Source organism: Nonomuraea fuscirosea (genome assembly GCF_003001935.1).
GTDB classification, from domain to species: domain Bacteria; phylum Actinomycetota; class Actinomycetes; order Streptosporangiales; family Streptosporangiaceae; genus Nonomuraea; species Nonomuraea fuscirosea.
This window is the reverse complement of the sequence record NZ_PVNG01000020.1, coordinates 26,444-43,365: the sequence shown is the minus strand read 5'-3', so window position 1 is coordinate 43,365 and position 16,922 is coordinate 26,444. Positions and strand designations below refer to the sequence as shown.

The 16,922-nt window shown below is 69.7% G+C and carries 16 protein-coding genes and 1 pseudogene; 10 read left to right on the top strand and 7 right to left on the bottom strand.

The window, feature by feature from the left end:
- Positions 1–119: 119 nt before the first annotated feature.
- Both B0I32_RS38365 and pip read left to right on the top strand, forming a co-directional pair.
- A complete protein-coding gene (locus B0I32_RS38365; RefSeq protein WP_245956289.1) occupies positions 120–698 on the top strand; it encodes a hypothetical protein in 579 nt (192 codons plus the stop codon).
- 45 nt (positions 699–743) lie between these two features.
- Positions 744–1,709, top strand: a complete 966-nt coding sequence (pip, locus tag B0I32_RS38360) for a prolyl aminopeptidase (protein ID WP_106248109.1) — start codon at positions 744–746, stop codon at positions 1,707–1,709.
- 239 nt (positions 1,710–1,948) lie between these two features.
- Here pip and B0I32_RS60370 read toward each other — a convergent pair whose 3' ends face one another.
- Together B0I32_RS60370 and B0I32_RS38350 are read right to left on the bottom strand one after the other, a co-directional pair.
- The gene (locus B0I32_RS60370) at positions 1,949–3,007 is read right to left on the bottom strand and encodes a phosphatase PAP2 family protein (RefSeq protein WP_245956288.1); all 1,059 of its coding nucleotides are present in this window, start codon (positions 3,005–3,007) and stop codon (positions 1,949–1,951) included.
- A gap of 58 nt (positions 3,008–3,065) precedes the next feature.
- Positions 3,066–3,368 carry a hypothetical protein gene (locus B0I32_RS38350; RefSeq protein ID WP_106248108.1) on the bottom strand — a complete coding sequence of 101 codons (303 nt, stop codon included), beginning with the start codon at positions 3,366–3,368 and terminating at the stop codon, positions 3,066–3,068.
- A gap of 79 nt (positions 3,369–3,447) precedes the next feature.
- Here B0I32_RS38350 and B0I32_RS38345 point away from each other — a divergent pair, with 79 nt between their 5' ends.
- Positions 3,448–4,242, top strand: coding sequence for a universal stress protein (locus tag B0I32_RS38345; protein WP_245956287.1), 795 nt, complete (start codon positions 3,448–3,450; stop codon positions 4,240–4,242).
- Positions 4,243–4,321: 79 nt separating this feature from the next.
- On the opposite strand, the gene B0I32_RS38340 is transcribed toward B0I32_RS38345, so the two are convergent.
- Positions 4,322–5,437, bottom strand: coding sequence for a glycosyltransferase (locus B0I32_RS38340; RefSeq protein WP_219912221.1), 1,116 nt, complete (start codon positions 5,435–5,437; stop codon positions 4,322–4,324).
- Entirely contained in the window at positions 5,434–6,396 is a 963-nt protein-coding gene (locus tag B0I32_RS38335; RefSeq protein ID WP_106248106.1) for a glucosyl-3-phosphoglycerate synthase, read from the bottom strand. The genes B0I32_RS38340 and B0I32_RS38335 overlap by 4 nt, the downstream gene beginning before the upstream one ends.
- A gap of 119 nt (positions 6,397–6,515) precedes the next feature.
- Here B0I32_RS38335 and B0I32_RS38330 point away from each other — a divergent pair, with 119 nt between their 5' ends.
- Positions 6,516–7,457: a Gfo/Idh/MocA family protein gene (locus B0I32_RS38330; RefSeq protein WP_106248105.1), complete on the top strand. Its 942-nt coding sequence runs from the start codon at positions 6,516–6,518 to the stop codon at positions 7,455–7,457.
- Positions 7,450–8,553: a zinc-binding dehydrogenase gene (locus B0I32_RS38325; protein ID WP_106248103.1), complete on the top strand. Its 1,104-nt coding sequence runs from the start codon at positions 7,450–7,452 to the stop codon at positions 8,551–8,553. The genes B0I32_RS38330 and B0I32_RS38325 overlap by 8 nt, the downstream gene beginning before the upstream one ends.
- A gap of 9 nt (positions 8,554–8,562) precedes the next feature.
- Here B0I32_RS38325 and B0I32_RS61830 read toward each other — a convergent pair.
- The 3 genes and pseudogenes from B0I32_RS61830 to B0I32_RS38310 form a co-directional block, all read right to left on the bottom strand.
- A pseudogene (locus tag B0I32_RS61830) lies at positions 8,563–9,744 on the bottom strand (MGH1-like glycoside hydrolase domain-containing protein); the annotation flags it as partial.
- On the bottom strand, positions 9,741–10,526 hold the full coding sequence (locus B0I32_RS38315; protein WP_106248101.1) for a sugar phosphate isomerase/epimerase family protein: 786 nt from the start codon (positions 10,524–10,526) through the stop codon (positions 9,741–9,743). The gene B0I32_RS38315 and the pseudogene B0I32_RS61830, both read right to left, overlap by 4 nt.
- Positions 10,523–11,557 carry a zinc-binding dehydrogenase gene (locus tag B0I32_RS38310; RefSeq protein WP_106248100.1) on the bottom strand — a complete coding sequence of 345 codons (1,035 nt, stop codon included), beginning with the start codon at positions 11,555–11,557 and terminating at the stop codon, positions 10,523–10,525. The genes B0I32_RS38315 and B0I32_RS38310 overlap by 4 nt, the downstream gene beginning before the upstream one ends.
- Before the next feature lie 113 nt (positions 11,558–11,670).
- Between B0I32_RS38310 and B0I32_RS38305 the strand changes: the two genes are divergently transcribed.
- Genes B0I32_RS38305 through B0I32_RS38285 form a run of 5 tightly spaced genes read left to right on the top strand, consistent with a single transcriptional unit; the run spans position 11,671 to position 16,880 of the window.
- Complete coding sequence (locus tag B0I32_RS38305) at positions 11,671–12,558, top strand: sugar phosphate isomerase/epimerase family protein (RefSeq protein ID WP_106248098.1); 888 nt, start codon at positions 11,671–11,673, stop codon at positions 12,556–12,558.
- Positions 12,559–12,590: 32 nt separating this feature from the next.
- Positions 12,591–13,964: an ABC transporter substrate-binding protein gene (locus B0I32_RS38300; protein ID WP_106248096.1), complete on the top strand. Its 1,374-nt coding sequence runs from the start codon at positions 12,591–12,593 to the stop codon at positions 13,962–13,964.
- Complete coding sequence (locus B0I32_RS38295; protein ID WP_106248095.1) at positions 13,961–14,887, top strand: carbohydrate ABC transporter permease; 927 nt, start codon at positions 13,961–13,963, stop codon at positions 14,885–14,887. Before B0I32_RS38300 ends, B0I32_RS38295 begins: the two co-directional genes overlap by 4 nt.
- Positions 14,874–15,719: a carbohydrate ABC transporter permease gene (locus B0I32_RS38290; protein WP_245956286.1), complete on the top strand. Its 846-nt coding sequence runs from the start codon at positions 14,874–14,876 to the stop codon at positions 15,717–15,719. The genes B0I32_RS38295 and B0I32_RS38290 overlap by 14 nt, the downstream gene beginning before the upstream one ends.
- A gap of 3 nt (positions 15,720–15,722) precedes the next feature.
- On the top strand, positions 15,723–16,880 hold the full coding sequence (locus B0I32_RS38285) for an ROK family transcriptional regulator (RefSeq protein ID WP_106248093.1): 1,158 nt from the start codon (positions 15,723–15,725) through the stop codon (positions 16,878–16,880).
- The last annotated feature ends 42 nt before the right edge of the window (positions 16,881–16,922 follow it).

The following is a 16,922-nucleotide window of genomic DNA, read 5'->3' as shown; positions in this document are numbered from 1 at the left end:
GGCGAAGATGGACGGACACGATCGGCCGATCGCCGCGCCCGGGTTCGATCCCACGGCCGCGGCCCGGCTACCCTCCCCGCTATGAGGCACGGGGATTCCAGCCTCCTCAAGGAGAGTCGATGAGTGTTGAGTTGATGGTCTGGGACGAGCCCGTACCGATCAGCAGGGACCAGGCGCGGGCGACGTACCTGGCGGTCAAGCGGACGGAACCCGCCACCGGCGCCGCGCCCGACGTCGCCAAGGAACTGCCCGGCCAGGTCACGAGCTACCCGGACGGGCACGTCCTGGTGACGATGGACCTGGACACGATGGACGAGATGTCCGCGCAGGTGTTCACGGCCGCGCGGGCGCACGGCCTGGTCTGCTACGACCCGCAGCGCGACCTCGTGCACAACGTGGCGCCGCTGGGGGTCTACGAGGGCATGCAGCTCCACACCGGCGACGGGATGATGGTCAACGACCCCGACCTCGGGCTGATCCACGACGTGCTCGGCACGATGTCACCGCAGAACCCGTTCGTGGCGGTGGTCAACTTCGGGCAGCACTTCCTCCAGGTCTCGCCCGGGTACGAGCTGGAGTACAAAGAGGGCAAGCTCATCCGGGCCGAGGTGGCGGAGCTTGCGGAGGTACGGCAGGCGTTCCACGACTACGCGACCGGAAGCCGTACGTTCCTGACCCGATACGACTGGTCCGGCTGAGCCCCTGCCGCAGTCAACCCGGACGATGCGGCAGGATCAGGACGTATGAAAACCCTGTACCCCGCCATCGAACCGTACGACTCCGGACTGCTCGACGTCGGCGACGGCAACCAGATCTACTACGAGGTCTGCGGCAACCCTGATGGCAAGCCCGCCGTCATGCTCCACGGCGGCCCGGGGGGCGGGTGCAACGCCAAGCACCGCCGCCAGTGGAACCCCGCGCTCTACCGCATCGTCCTGTTCGACCAGCGCAACTGCGGCCGGAGCCTGCCGCACGCCTCCGACCCGGCCACCGACCTGGGCGCCAACACCACGTGGCACCTGGTGGCCGACATGGAGAAGCTGCGCGAGCACCTCGGGATCGACCGGTGGCAGGTGTTCGGGGGTTCGTGGGGCAGCTCGCTGGCGCTGGCGTACGCGCAGACGCATCCCGACCGGACGACCGAGCTGGTGCTGCGCGGGATCTTCACGCTGCGGCCTCAGGAGCTGCGCTGGTTCTATCAGGACGGGACCAGCCAGATGTTCCCCGACCTGTGGGAACGCTTCATCGCCCCGATCCCGGAGGAGGAGCGGGACGACCTGATCGCGGCCTTCAGGAAGAGGCTGGAGGGGCCGGACGACGACGCCCGGCTGGCGGCGGCCAAGGCGTGGGCCCAGTGGGAGGGCGGCACGATCACGATGCGGCCCGATCCGACGCTGGTCGAGGAGTTCGGCGAGGAGAAGATGGCCGTCGCCTTCGCCAGGATCGAGAACCACTACTTCACCCACGGCGGCTGGTTCGAGCCCGACCAGCTCATCAGGGACGTGGACCGGATCCGGCACATCCCCGCGGCGATCGTGCAGGGCCGCTACGACGTCTGCACCCCGGTGGCCACGGCCTGGGACCTGCACAAGGCCTGGCCGGAAGCCGAGCTCCACCTGATCGACGACGCCGGCCACGCCTACTCCGAACCCGGCACCCTGGACCGCCTGATCTCCATCACCGACCGCTGGTCCACCCCGCCGACCTGACCGTGCCCTCGGACGGACTCCCGGCGCCGCCTTCGGCGCGGCTCTGGGGCCGCCGAGCGCACACATCCGGCACGATCCCGCCGGTAGGGCCTTGCCTGGTGGGCGACGCGGTTCTGTCGGGTCAGCGAGGCGGGTCCCGCGGCGCAGGTTCGGGACAGCCCCGCCGGTGAGGCTGATGGGCACCCGGCCGCCCAACGCCTCGGGGCCGGCTTCTCAGCATGGCTCCGGGGCGTCAACGGCTAACGCTGCGGTGGGCCCTCGGTGCGACGCCGGGACCGGCCTTCGGCGTGACCCCGGGGCGGGGCTTCGCCGTACTGTCGCGGCGGCTGCGCGGCCCAGAGTTGCGGTGTCGCCTCCCCGTAGCTTGGCTGTGCGCCTCGGTCGGCGGGGTATCCGTGCCGGGGGGCCGCATGCGAGGGCTGCTGTGGAGCTGCTCCGAAGGGCCGGCTCGGGTCCGCGCCGAAGGTCTGTCGTGGGTCCCCTTCGAAGGCCCGGCCCGGATCTCCTCTGAACGGCTGATGCGGGTCTGCGCCGAAGGACGGGTGGGGGTCTCCGTACGACGGCTGCGGGTCTCCGAAGGAGGGCTGTGGATTCTCGAACGATGACTGGGGGCCGCCGAAGTTTCCGGGGGCGGGGTGAGGGTGCTCGAAGGGCTGGGGGTGCGGGGGGTTGTGGGGGTCGGGGGTGGAGGGGCGTTGGCGCCAGTTCGGGGCCGGGTCGGGGGCGGTGGGGCCGAGGCGTTCGGGGAGGCGGGCGCGGAGCAGGCGTACGGCCGGGGTGATGGCCCCGACCAGCAGCAGCGCGAACAGCGGCGCCAGCGTGGCCCCCAGCAGGAAGCCGGCCGCCACGTCGTGCGGATAGTGCACCCCGACGAACACCCGCGAGAACGCCATCACCACGGCCAGCGGGAACACCGCCCAGGCCAGGGAGCGCCAGGCCAGGACCAGGGTGGCGGCGGCACCGGCCGCGATGACGGAGTGGTTGCTGGGGAAGGACCAGTCGTCGAGCGGCGGGCAGGCGGCGATCGTCGCGATGCCGCCCCGGCACGGCCGGTCCTCCTGAACGAAGGTCTTGATCACTTCGCTCAGGATGTACGCCAGCACGATCCCGGCCGGCCCCGCGACCGCGAGCGCCAGATCCCTGGCCGGCGCCCGCCACGCTCGTACCGCGACCAGCACGAAGAGCGCCGCGAACACGAACAACCCGGCGTCGGTGCCGACCTCGGCGAGGATGTGCAGCCACTCGGGCGTGGAGCGGGCGAAGTCGACGATGTCCTCGTACACACGTGTCCAATCCATGAATATGCGATGGACACGACCTTACGAACTCCGGCCGTCAACCGTGGTTAAAACGGCGTCAGGACAGGAGCTGACGGACCAGTGCGGCCTGTTTCGTCTCCAGCTCGCCGCGGGTGATCAGCCCCCGGTCGAACGCCTCGGCGGTGGCGTCGCGCTCGGCGACGTAGTACGCGGCCATGATCTCACTGCGGAGCGGCGTGAACCCGCGCTCCACGCAGTCGGAGAAGATGGTGATCTTCTGCTCCAGCACGTCGGCGGCCACGGTGCAGGCCAGATCGCGAGACTTGAGCTGCTGAACCGCTTCACCGAGGGTGATGGGGCCGAGGGACCCGTTGAAACGGGTGTCAAGGGTGATCTTCACGTTCTTTGCGCCTCCGTACGTTTACAACGTTGTCGCTGAGGTCGCGTATTCCCAGCTCAAGTCGGGTAAGAGGGGGATCGTGATCGGTGCGCACGTGATCGTCGGCTATGCGAACGACCCTGGTGGGCGGGACGCCCTCGCGCTGGGCTCCGCGATCACCCGGGTCACCGGCGGCGAGCTGACGATCGCCACGATCTACCCGCCGGGCAGCCCGGGGCTGGCGGTGGAGGCGCAGGCCAATCTGGCGCACGCGGCCGAGGAACTGGGGCAGGTCCCGGCCGAATATCTGACGTTCGAGAGCCGGGGCACGGGCCGGGGGCTGTCGGTGCTGGCCAGCCGGATCAGGGCCGACCTGATCGTGGTCGGCTCGGCGGGCGGCGGGCAGCACGGCCGTATCACGATCGGCTCGGCCGCGGACCACCTGCTCCACCGGTCGTCCGAGGCGGTGATGCTGACGCCCGCCGGCTATCGGCCGCCGGTCGAGCCCGCCCGGCTCACGCTGGCATACGTGCATCGGCCGCAGTGTGACGCGGCGGTCGAGCAGGTGGCGCACGCGGCGCTGCGGCTGGGCGTCCCGCTCCGGCTGATCACGCTCGACCTGCGTACGGAGGACCAGGGCAGGCTGAGGGACGATCTCGCCCTGGCCGTCCGGCTGGCCTGGGAGAGCACCGGGATCGAGGCGGAGGCGGACGTGGCCGAGGGGCACGACGTGGTGGCCGCGCTGGCGGACCTGGAGTGGCTGCCGGGCGAGCTGCTGGTGTGCGCGGCCAGCGAGGACGCGCAGCCGCACCGGGTGTTTCTCGGTGAGCTGGCCATGAAGGTGCTGCGCGCGTCGGCCTGCCCGGTGACCGTGCTGCCCAGGGGTTTCTCCTAGTCCACCGGGCAGGCCGGCGAGCCGTCAGCGCGCGCCGGCCTGTTCTCCCGAGCGTCCTCCCGACCGGGTTCGCGAGCCGTCAGTTCCGGGTGAGTCGCTCGTACAGTTCCAGGTAGCGATCGGCCATCACCGACGGGGTGAAGCGGCGGCGGGCCTCGCGGCGGCACTCCTCGGGGTCCAGTTCGTCCAGCCGCAGCAGGCACTCCGCCAGCTCCTCCTCGCTGTCCGCCAGGAAGCCGGTACGGCCGTGGTCGATGAGTTCGGGCAGACAGCCGCGGCGCAGGCCCACCGGGGGCACCCCGAGCGCCATGGCCTCCACGACGGCGGTCCCGCCTGGTTCGTCCCATTGGATGGGGAACAGGGCGGCTCGGGCCGAGGCGTACAGGTCGTCCCTTTCCTGGCCGCCGACCGCGCCGACCCAGCGGACCAGGTCGCCGTCCAGGTAGGGAGTCACCTGGTCCAGGTGGTAGCGCACGTCGGGGTGGCTGTGCAGCGGGTGGTACGGGTTCTGGGCGACGACGTCCAGCTCGGCGGCGGTGTCGCGGCCGCTGACCGGACCGGCCAGGACGAGGGGCAGGCCGAGCTTCTGGCAGATCCTGGCCGCCACGTGCTGGCCCTTGAGCGCGCAGACGCGGCCCATGACCATCAGGTGCTCGCCGCGCTCCACCCGCGTCTCACGATCGGCCAGCGGGGTGGCCAGGTGGATGGAGCCGAGCGCGGCGGCGCGCAGCGCGTCAGGGGCGCGGGCGATCTGCGATTCTGAGACGCCGTTGACCGCGATCCCGGGCGGGAACGCGCCGTAGAAGGCCGCATGTTTGCGCAGGTCCCAGTGCAGGGTGTGCAGGACGGGCGGCCCGCCGAGCGCCGACAGCACGGCCGGGCCGACCACCTCGACGTGATCGTGCACGAGGTCGATGTCGTCGCGCCGCCGCAGCTCGGCCGCCACCCGGGCCAGGTGCGCGTGCGCGATGCCCATGACCTGGTTGTACGGCTTCTGCAGCTCGGTGAACTGGCCTTCGTCGTACGCGCTGATCAGCTCGTCCACGTCGAGCCCGCTGGAGCCCACCGATGCCAGCACGACGTGCACGCCTCGCTCGCGCAGCGCGGGCACGAGCGTGGCCACCACGTTCTCGATGCCGCCATAACCCGCGGGCGGCACGTCGAGCCACGGCCCCGCGTTCATCAGGATCCTCACGCCAGGTCCTCCTCAAGTACGAGGGAGGCGAGCGGAGGTCGCTCCGCCACGGCCACGTCCACGAGACCGGCCTCGCCTTCGAGTCCGAACTGCAGCAGGGTGTGCGCCGGGGGTTCCGACGCGAGTACGCGGCCCTGGCGTTCCAGGCGGGACCACGCGGTCTGCATGATCTGCCCGGCCATCCGGCCCAGGGCGGCCATCGGCTGGTGGGTGTGGGTGCGGTGGCCCAGGTCGACCTGGGCCATGGCGTCCAGCCCGACGAGGTGGAGCAGGTCGACGAGGAGGCCGAACTCCACGCCGTACTCGGTGACGAAGGGCAGTCGTTCGAGCACCTCGCGGCGGGCGGCGTACTCGCCGCCGAGCGGCTGGGCGAATCCGGCCAGTTCCGGCCAGAACATGTTGAGCAGCGGCCTGGCCACCAGCTCGGTCACCCGGCCGCCGCCGCCGCGCTGGACGGAGCCGTCGGCGCCGACGTAGGGCCGTTCGTAGGTGGCTTTGACGAAGTGGATGCCCCGGTCCACCAGCAGCGGCCCGACCAGACCCGACACGTAGTGCGCGCCGAAGCTGCGCAGGTCGGAGTCGATGTAGACGACGATGTCGCCCTTGGAGGCCGCCAGCCCCTTCCACAGGGCCTCTCCCTTGCCGGTGAGAGGTGGGAGGTGGGGCAGCACGTCGTTCTGCGCCACGACCCGGGCGCCGGCCTCGCGGGCCCGTTCGGCGGTGGCGTCGGTGGAGTTGGAGTCGACGACCAGGATCTCGTCGACGAGTGCAGTGCGTTCGATGAGGTCTCTGCGGATTGTGGTGATGATGTCGCCCACGGTGCTCTCTTCGTCACGCGCGGGCAGGACCACGCTGACCGTGGTCTCTCCTTTGGCCATCATTAAGGCGTCCACCGGCCACTCGGCTGACGTGCTCGAGTGGGGGCCGTACCATTCCTGAACCCTGGCCAAGGCTCGCATATCTGTCTCCATGCATCAGCCCCGATCTCATGAGGTCACGGCTTCTGCCCGCCGGTTAGGCTCTCGAACATGTTTGTTTGATTACGCCTGGACGTGGCATATGCCGGGTTGTGTCCCCAATGACCCGTGTCGGCATCGTAGGTGCCGGAAATGTCGCCGCTCGCCATGCAGACGTCCTGTCCGGCTTCCCCGATGTCACGATCGCTGGAATCGCCGACACCGATCCCCACAGGGCCGAGGCTCTGGCCTCGAAGCACGGCTCCCCCGCCTATGGCGGCCATGCCGACCTGCTCAGTGCCGGTGGTCTCGACGCCGTTTACGTCTGTGTGCCTCCTTTCGCGCACGGTAACCCGGAACATGATGTTCTGTCGTGCAATCTCCCCCTTTTCGTGGAAAAACCCCTTTCACTCGACCTCCAAACAGCAGAAAAAATCGCGACCGAAATCGAGCGAAGATCTCTGCCCTCCGCCGTCGGCCACCACTGGCGTTATCTCGACATCGTCGAACAGGCCCGTGACCTGCTCTCCGGCCGTCCCGTACGCCTCGCGCTGGGCCACTGGCTGGACAAGGTGCCCCCGGTCGGCTGGTGGCTGAAACGGGAGATGTCCGGCGGCCAGATCGTCGAGCAGGCGGTCCACGTGCTGGACCTCGCGCGGCTCCTGGTGGGCGAGGTCGAGATGGTGCACGCGGTGCCGGCGGGCGACAGCGTGGACGGTGAGGTCGACCGGGCCACCTCCGCCGTGATGCGCTTCGCCGGCGGCGCGTCCGGGCTGCTGGCCACGTCCTGCCTGCTGACGCGTAAGCACCGGGTGGGGCTGGAGGTGTGCGCGGAGGGGATCGCGCTCGAACTCAGCGAGACGCGGCTGCTCGTGGACGGCGAGCGCGCGATCGAGGACGACGGCCGGGCGAAGACCAGGGTGGACCGGGAGTTCATCAACGCTGTGCAGGGCAGGGCGGCCGATGTCCGCGTACCGTACGGTGAGGCGCTGCGCACCCATCGTGTGGCGCTCGCGCTCGCGCGGTCCGCCACCGAACGGAGGCCGGTGACCCTGCATGACTGAAGTGCTGAGCATCGAGGCGCCCGGCGAGGTGCGCCTGATCGAGGAGAAGCTGCCCGACCTGCCCGAGGGCGGGTTCATGGTCGCCACCACGCACAGCGGCGTCTCCGCCGGCACCGAGCTGACCTACGTCAAGGGCACCAACCCCTACCTGGGCGCGAGCTGGGATCCGGCGCTCGGGCTGTTCCGCGACGGGGAGCCGTCGGTGTCCTATCCCGTGCGCGGCATCGGCTACATGCAGGTCGGCCTGGTGGTCGAGACGCGGACGCGGGCCGTGCGGGAGGGCTCGCTGGTGGCCATGTGTTACGGGCACCGCACCGCGTACGTGGCCGATCCGATGACCGACCGGTTCGTCGAGTTGCCCGACGACCTCGACCCCATCCTCGGCATCTATGTCGCTCACATGGGCCCCATCTGCGCCAACGGCCTCCTGCACGCCGCCCACGACCTGCACGGCCCGGCCGTGCGGCACCTGGGCGACGGCGTGCGCGGGCGGCGGGTGGCGGTCGTGGGCGCGGGCGTCGTCGGGCTGCTGACGGCCTGCTTCGCGCTCTCCGGCGGCGCGGCCGAGGTCGTGGTGGTGGACGAGACACCGGAGCGGCTGGAGATCGCCGCGGCGCTGGGCGCGGACACGATGGCCGCGGACGAGGACCCGGCGGTGGACCTCAAGCGCCGCTGGCGCCACGGCCCGGGCGACCGCGGCGCCGACGTGGTCTTCCAGTGCCGTGGCCAGACCAGGGCGCTGGCGCTCGGGCTGCGCCTGCTGCGCCCTCAGGGCACCCTGGTCGACCTGGCCTTCTACACCGAGGGCGCGCAGGAGGTGCGGCTCGGCGAGGAGTTCCACCACAACGGGCTGACCGTGCGCTGCGCCCAGATCGGCCGGGTGCCGCGCGGCCTGGCGCACGCCTGGGACAGGGAGCGGCTCTCGCACGAGACCATCGGCCTGCTCAGGGAGCGCGGCAGGCTGCTACGTGAGCGCGTGATCACCGATCTGGTGGGGTTCGCCGATGCTCCAGACTTCCTGACCGGCCTCGCGGCCAGACGGCTTCAGACCGTGCAGGCCGTGCTCTGCGACCATGTCGAGGACGAGGGCGGCTGACCAGCTGAAGTCACGGCAGCCGTGCCCGCGCAGCGTGTACGGGTCGAAGTATTCGCGAAACCCCGACTTGACCACCGCGCTCAGCACCGAGTCGGCCAGGGTCGCCGCCAGGTCGGGACGACGGTCCTTCAGCCCCTGCCAGACGATCCAGCTCACATTGATCCAGCTCGGCCCGCGCCAGTAACGGGCGGGGTCGAACTCGGGAGTGTCCGGGGCATAGCTCGGCAGCGGCAGATCCTTGATCTGGAACCGGTCGAGCGCGGTGGCGATCAGCACCTCGGCCACGTCGGCGGGCAGCCCCGGCAGGATGAGCGGCGTCAGCCCGGCCGCGCTGGCCGTGTCGGTCAGCTCGCCGGTACGCACGTCGCGAGCCTGGAACAGGCCGCCGTCGAAGAGGTGCTCGACCATGGCCAGGGTGATCGCCTCGGCCTCGCGCTCGTGCGGCTCCGCGTCCAGGCCCAGAGTGTTCGCGATCTTGGCCAGGGTGGACTCGGCCAGCCCGTACGCGGCGTTGAACAGGGGATCCTCGACCTCAAAAGCTCCGGGGTCGGTGTAGCCGGAGTCGCGGTAGGCCGTGGCGAGCTCGATGTACTGCGCGTAGTCGCGGTCGGTGGGCCGCTCGTCGGCGCTGACGCTGTCGAGGTCTCTGCGGGTGAACCCCGACGCGCCGCCAGCCTGCACCGCGCGCAGCGGCCGGTCCCAGGCCGGGCTGTTGTCCATGCCCGACTCCCAGGGGTGCACGACCGAGATCAGCCCTTCCGGCGAGCGCCGGTCACGGCGCAGGAACTCCTGCTGGGCCACCAGCCGGGGGTAGATCCGGCGCAGGAACGCGGTGTCGGGCTCGGCCAGATGCGTCTTCCACGCCGCCAGCGCGTGCACGGGCGGCTGGACGATGCCGGAGGTCTCGGCCCCCGAGGGCGCCTTGGCCTGCCAGAAGCCCTGGTCGGGAAAGTAGGAGCCGGCCGGCACTCGCGGGTTGAACACGATGTGCGGCACCCGGCCGTCCGCCCACTGAGCGCCGAACAGGGACAGCAGCTCCGACCTGGCCCTGCGCGGCGACCAGCGGGCGTTGCCGATCGCGATGAAGGCGGAGTCCCAGCTCCACTGGTGGGGGTAGAGGCGACGGGAGGGGACCGTGTGCGCGCCGTCCCAGTTGCTCACGAGGACGCGCACGGCGTCGCGGAGGATCATAGATATTTCCTGACGAAGGCGGCAGTTTGCGGCAGGACGATCTCGGGTTCGCCCCGCAGGCGGCATTCGAGGGCGAGGTAGCCGTCGAAGCCGATGGCGTCGAGCGTGGCCAGCTGGGCGCCCCAGTCGAGGTGGCCGGTGCCCGGCTGGTTGCGGTTGGACTCGCTGATCTGCATGTGGGCGAGGTAGGGGGCCGCGTCGACCAGCGCCCGGCAGGGGTCGTCCTCCTCGATGTTCATGTGGTACGTGTCGCCGACGACCCTGATCGAGTCCATCGCGCAGTAGGAGACCGCGTCGGCCAGGGTGTTGACCATGTGGTTCTCGTAGCGGTTGAGCGGCTCCAGCATGATCAGCACGCCGTTGCGCTGCGCGTGCTCCCCGAGGATGCCCAGCGCCTCGGCCAGCACCTCGCGGTCCTCCTCCGGGCCGCGCGGCGGCTCGAACGGCGGCAGTCTGCGCGAGAACTGGCCCCAGGAGGCGGGGGTCATCACGCCGATGCCGCCCAGCTCGGCGATCACCGTAAGCTGCGAGCGGAGCTGCTGGATGGCGTCCTTGCGCTTGGCCGGGTCGAAGTCGCCGATGAAGTGCGGCATGTCCACGCACACCGTCGGCATCACCACGCCGTCGGCCAGCGCCCGCTTCAGCTCGGTGAGCCGCCCCGCGAAGTGGAAGTCTCCCTTGCCGCGCAGTTCGATGGCGTCGAATCCGGCATCGAGCGCGAACGCGTACTTCTCCTGCAGGGTACGGCCGGGGAGAAGCTGCTCCTGTACGGCGAGCTTCACTGTGACTCCTCAAAATCGAAGACGAGCTGGAGCACCTCGGACTGGTGCCTGTCGATCAGGTCGAACGCCTCGGCGGCCCGGTCGAGGGGCATGACGTGGCTGACGAGCTCGCGGGCGTCGACCTCTCCCCGGTGCACGAGCTCCATGAACGTGCGCTGCATGCGCTCGACGTCCCACCGGTGCGCCAGCCACGAGGCGACGCCGCCGATCTGGGAGGAGACGAGCTGGACCTGGTTGTGGTGGAACTCCTCGCCGAGCCGCAGCCCGATGCCGTCGCCCTGGTAGAAGCCGGCGGCGACGACCCGGCCGCCCTTGCGCACGGTCCTGATCGCCTCGTGCAGCCCGGCGTGGCTGCCGCTCAGCTCGATGGCGGTGTCGGCGCCCTCGACGCGCTTGCGCATGAACTCGGCCACCGAGCCGGAGGCGATGTCGAACGTCTCCGCGGCGCCGAACTTCCTGGCCAGCTCCAGCCGGTCGGCGATGCCGTCGGCGGCGACCACGCGGGCGCCGCTGAGCACGGCCAGCCGGGTGGCCAGCAGCCCGATGACGCCCTGGCCGAAGATCGCGACCTGGTCGCCCAGGTGGATGTCGGCGGCGTGGACCGCGTTGAGCGCGATGGCGCCGACCCGGGCGAAGACGCCGGTCACGGGGTCGGCGCCGGGCGGCAGGACGTGACCGACGAGTTTGTCCGCCGGCACGACGGCCTCGGCGCGGTGGCCCCAGATGCCCCACACCAGGCTGCCGACCGGTGGGTCGGCCACATCGGGCGCGGCTTCCACCACCTCGCCGACTTCCTGGTAGCCCCAGCCGGCCAGCGGGTAGGCATGAGTCTGGCCCTCGACGAAGAGCCGTCGCTCGGTGTCCCACTTGCGACTGAGATAGGGATTTGTACCGCGATAGGCGGTGAGTTCGGTGCCCGCTGAGACTCCTGAATAGAGAGTGCGCACGCGCACTGTGCCCGCCACCAGTTCGGCGGGCGACTCCAGGCTGACGCGGACTTGGCCTGGCTCTTGGAAGGTGATGACGCGCATTCCCCACACTTATGCGTTTTGATCAAACAAAAGTAGAAGATTTAGTACTTGTTTGCACACCATAGTTGCGCTGATAACACTCTGAAGTCTACGACTTCCGTCGGAGGTGACTGATGAAATTGGGGTTTCTGACAGCGTGTCTTCCGGAAAGCGACCTTACCGACATTGCACACTGGGCTGCCAGCCGGGGTTTCGAGGCGCTCGAGGTCGCCGGCTGGCCCTCTCCGGATGACCGAAATCACATCAGAGTAGATCGTTTCGACGACGCCGAATGCTCGCGAGTCGGGCGAATCTTCGCAGAGAGCGGACTCACGCTTTCCTCGATCGCGTACTACGAGAACAATCTGCACCCTGAGGCAGGGCCGCAGGTGAACGCGCACGTACGGCGCTGCGTCGACGCCGCCGCCGCGCTCGGCTGCCCCACGGTCGGCACGTTCGTCGGCCGCGACCCGGGGCTGAGCGTGCACGACAACCTCAAGCGGGCCGCCGACGTCTTCGGCCCGCTGGTCGAGTACGCCACCCGGCACGGCGTCGAGATCGTGATCGAGAACTGCGTGATGAAGAGCTGGCATCCCGACGGATATCCCGGCAACCTGGCCTACTCCCCCGAGCTGTGGGAGTGGATGTTCACCCTGGGGCTCAAGCTCAACTGGGACCCCTCGCACCTGGTGGCGCTGGGCATCGACCCGGTGGCGGCGCTGACCCCGTACATAGGGAACATCGCGCACGTGCAGGCCAAGGACACGCAGATCCTGCCGGGCAGGATCGACCGGTACGGCTTCCACGGCCCGATCAGCGGCGAGAAGGGCTGGTACCGCTTCCGCGTGCCCGGTCTCGGCCAGGTCGACTGGACCCGGGTGATCGACGCGCTGCACGAGGGAGGCTACGACGGGGTCGTCTCCGTGGAGCACGAGGACGCCGTGTGGAGCGGCAGCACGGAGAGGGTACAGACCGGTCTCGGTATCGCCTATCGCACGTTGCGTCATCTCGTCCGGGGGTAAGGGCGGCATATCCCCAACCAGAGGAGCGCGCCATGCCGACGAAGGTAACCGCCGTCCTCTCCGCCACGCTGCTGGCCGCCGCTCTGGCGGCCTGCGGCGGCGGCGGCGGTGGCGAGCAGTCGTCCGCGAGCAACGAGATCACGGTCTGGACCGAGGAGAACCTCGAGGACCGGATGGCCGTGCAGAACGCGATCATCTCCGAGTTCACCCAGAAGACCGGGATCAAGGTGAAGCTGGTCGGCGTGGCCGAGGACCAGTTCAGCCAGACCATCACGGCCGCCGCCGCCGCGGACGACCTGCCCGACGTGATCGGGGCGCTGCCGCTGGCCTCGATCCGCGAGCTGGAGGCCAACGACCTGCTCGACACCGAGACGCCGGGCCGGATCGTGGATCAGCTCGGCCGCGACACGTTCTCGCCCCGGGCGCTGGAGCTGGACACCTCGGGGGGCAAGCTGCTGGCGGTGCCCAGCGACGGGTGGGCGCAGCTCATCCTCTACCGCAAGGACCTGTTCGAGAAGGCCGGGCTGCAGCCGCCGGACACGTACGAGGCGCTGGAGGCGGCCGCCGCCAAGCTCAACACCGGCGGGGTCGCGGGCATCACGCTGGCGATCGCGCCGAAGGACTCGTTCACGGCGCAGAGCTTCGAGCATGTGGCGCTGGCGAACGGCTGCCAGCTCGTCGACAATTCCGGAAATGTCGCCCTTGGGACGCCACAGTGTGCGAAGGCGTTCGAGTTCTACGCGAAGCTGGCGCGAGACTACTCCGTCAAGGGCAAGCAGGACGTCGACACCACCAGGGCCACCTACTTCTCCGGCAAGGCGGCCATGATGATCTGGTCGTCGTTCATCCTCGACGAGATGGCCGGGCTGCGTAAGGACGCGCTGCCGAGCTGCCAGGAGTGCCGCGCGAACCCCGAGTGGCTGGCCGAGAACACCGGCGTCGTCACCGCGCTCAAGGGGCCCGACGGCGGCGCGCCCGCACAATACGGCGAGATCGTCTCATGGGCGATCACGAACGGCGCCGCCACCGAACCGGCGAGCAAGTTCGTCTCCTACCTGATGAACGAGGGCTACGAGCGCTGGATCGGCATGGCCCCCGAGGGCAAGTTCCCCACCCGTAAGGGCTTCGACGACAAGTGGAACAAGCTGCCCGCCGGGGTCGACACCAAGAAGCCGCTGGCCGACGTCTACCCGGCTGACGTGCTCGAAGCCCTGCGCAAGAGCCCCGACACCTTCGCCAGGTGGGGCATCCCGCAGGGGCAGGGCAAGCTGGTCGGCGCCACGATGGGTGAGCTGCCCGTGCCCAAGGCGCTCAGCATGGTCGTCGACGGCTCCCTGACCCCCCAGGCCGCCGCCACCCAGGCCAAGACCGACGTCGAGTCCATCAAGCGCGGGATCCGCCAGTGACATCCCGCGTCAAATCCCCTCGCACGCTCAAGGAGCAGGAGGCGCGGGCGGGCCTCGTGCTCATCTCGCCGACGCTGATCATCACGCTGGTCGTGGTCGTGCTGCCGTTGTTGTGGGCGATCATGCTGGCGTTCCAGGACGCGCGGCTGATCAACATCCGGCGGGTCGGCATCTTCGGCCACTACACGCTGGAGAACTTCACGTACGTGATGTCCGAGCCGGGCTTCTGGACGTCGCTGGTCAACACGCTCGTCTACACCGTCGCGGGGACCGCGTTGTCGATCGTGATCGGGCTGGTGACCGCGCTCGCGCTGCGGGACAGGTTCCGGGGCAGGACCCTGGTCAGGGCCTCGATCCTGATCCCGTACGTGGCCCCGGTGGTGGCGGTGACGTTCCTGTGGGAGACGATGCTCAACCCGCAGTACGGCATCGTCAACACCTGGCTGGCGGAGCCGATCGCCTTCCTCACCCAGGCCAGGGGCGAGTTCCTGGGCATCGAGGTGCCGGTGGCGCTGCTCACGGTGATCGCGTTCGAGGCGTGGCGGTATTTCCCGTTCGCGTTCCTGTTCATCCTGGCCAGGCTGCAGGCGCTGCCGGCCGAGCTGGACGAGGCCGCGGTGGTCGACGGCGCCACGCCCACCCAGCGCTTCCGGTACGTGATCATGCCGCAGCTCTGGCGGATCATCGCGCTGCTGTCGGTGCTGCGCTTCGTGTTCACCTTCACCAAGTTCGACGACGTCTACCTGCTGACCGGCGGCGGCGCCGGCACCGAGGTGGTCAGCGTGCGGGTCTACAACTTCCTCACCTCGCGCGACGACATCGGCGCCTCGGCGGCGCAGGCGATCGTGCTGGCGATCTTCCTGGTGGTCTTCCTGGCCGTCTACCTCAGATTCTTCGCGGGAGGCGAACGTGAGCAGGGATAGGTTCGAGCGGGCCCTGCTCAAGGTGCTCAAGCCGCTGGTGATCGCGTTCCTCGTCCTGATCACCGCGTTCCCGTTCCTCTACATGGTGATGCTGTCGGTACGCGACATCCAGGAGCTCATCCTGGACCCCGGCTCGATCTGGCCGAGCGCCTTCACCCTGGACACGTACGTGAACGTGCTGACCAAGCAGGGCTTCCTGACCTTCCTGCGCAACAGCGCGATCGTCGCGGTCGCCTCGGTGGCGGTCACGCTGCTGATCTCGATCCCGGGCGCGTACGCGGTCGCGCGGCTGCGGTTCTTCGGCCGGCGTCAGGTTCACTTCCTGTTCCTGGCGGTGTACCTCTTCCCGGCGATCGTGCTGGCCATCCCGCTGTTCGTGCTCTTCACCATGATCGGGCTGCGCGGTTCGCTGATCGGATTGATCCTCGTGTATATCGCGCAAACGGTGCCCGTCACGGTATACATGCTCCGCAACTACTTCGAGACCGTGCCGCGAAGCGTGGAGGAAGCGGCCGCGATCGATGGGTGCACGAGGTTGTCGACCATCTGGCGCGTGGTGCTGCCGCTGTCCAAGCCCGCGCTGATGGCCACCGGCCTCTACGCGTTCATGATCGCGTGGAACGAGTTCCTGTTCGCCCTGCTCTTCCTGGTGGAGAGCCGGGAGAGCTGGACCGTGTCCCTGGGGCTCTCTCAGCTGGCGGGGAGCATCGAGATCCCGACGACGGTCCTGATGGCTGGATCGGTGGTGCTCACGCTGCCCATCGTGATCGTGTTCTTCGCCGGCGAGCGCCTGCTGACGGAGGGCCTCACCGCAGGAGCGGAGAAGGGATAGACCATGCTGACGGCAGGGCAGATCCTCCAGCTGATCCGCAAAGGCACCTGCCGTACCCGCAAGGAACTGATCGAGTACACCGGTCTGTCCCGGTCGACCATCACCGACCGGGTCGACCGGCTCATCGACGCCGGCTACATCCACGAGTCCGGCGTGGGCGTCTCCGGGGGCGGGCGGCCGCCGTCCGTGCTCGACGTGGACGCCACCAGGCGCCTGCTGCTGGTCGCCGACCTGGGCGCCAGTCACGCCAGGGTGGCGCTCACCGACCTGGCCGCCCGGCCGATGGCCGAGGAACGCGCCGAGATGCGCATCGAACTCGGCCCTGACGCCGTGCTGTCGTGGGTGCGGGAGGCGTTCCAGCGGATGCTCGACCGGGCCGGGCGGCCGACAGGCGACGTGTGCGGGGTCGGCCTCGACCTGCCCGGCTCCGTCGACCACGCCACCGGGCGGGCGATCAGGTCGTTCCTGATGCCCGGCTGGGACGACCATCCGGTGGGCGAGGCCATCGGCTCCATGTTCGACGTGCCGATCCTGGTGGAGAACGACGCCAACGCGATGGCGCTTGGCGAGTGGTGGTCGTCCTGGCGCGGCACCGACTCGCTGATCCTGATCAAGGTCTCCACCGGCATCGGCACCGGCATCGTCCTCGACGGCCAGATCTATCGCGGCGTCGAGGAGGCGGCCGGCAACATCGGGCACGTCCGGCTGCGCGAGACCGACGACCGGGTCTGCACCTGCGGCTCGCGCGGCTGCGTGGCCTCGCTGGCCAGCGGTCACGCCCTGGCCACCGATCTCGGCATGACCTCCAGCCGCGACGTGGTCCGGCTCGTGCACGCGGGCGACCCCGGGGCCATCGCGCGGGTCCAGGAGGCCGGGCGGACGCTCGGGGTCGTGCTGGCCACGGCGGTCAGCCTGCTCAACCCGGGCGTGCTGGTGCTGGCCGGGGACATGGCGCAGACCAGGGAGCACTACCTGACGGGCATCAGGGAGGTCGTCTACCGGCGCAGCCTGCCGTACACGACCAGGAACCTGAAGATCGTCACCAGCTCGCTCGGGGATCGGGCGGGGATCGTGGGGATGGCGGTGATCGTCATGGAGCACGTCCTGTCCCCCGCCTCCGTGGACGCCGCCCTGGCCGCCAGGTCCGACGCGGCGAGCTGACCGCGGCCTCGACGCGCCCGGCCGCGACCCGAGTCGGCCCGG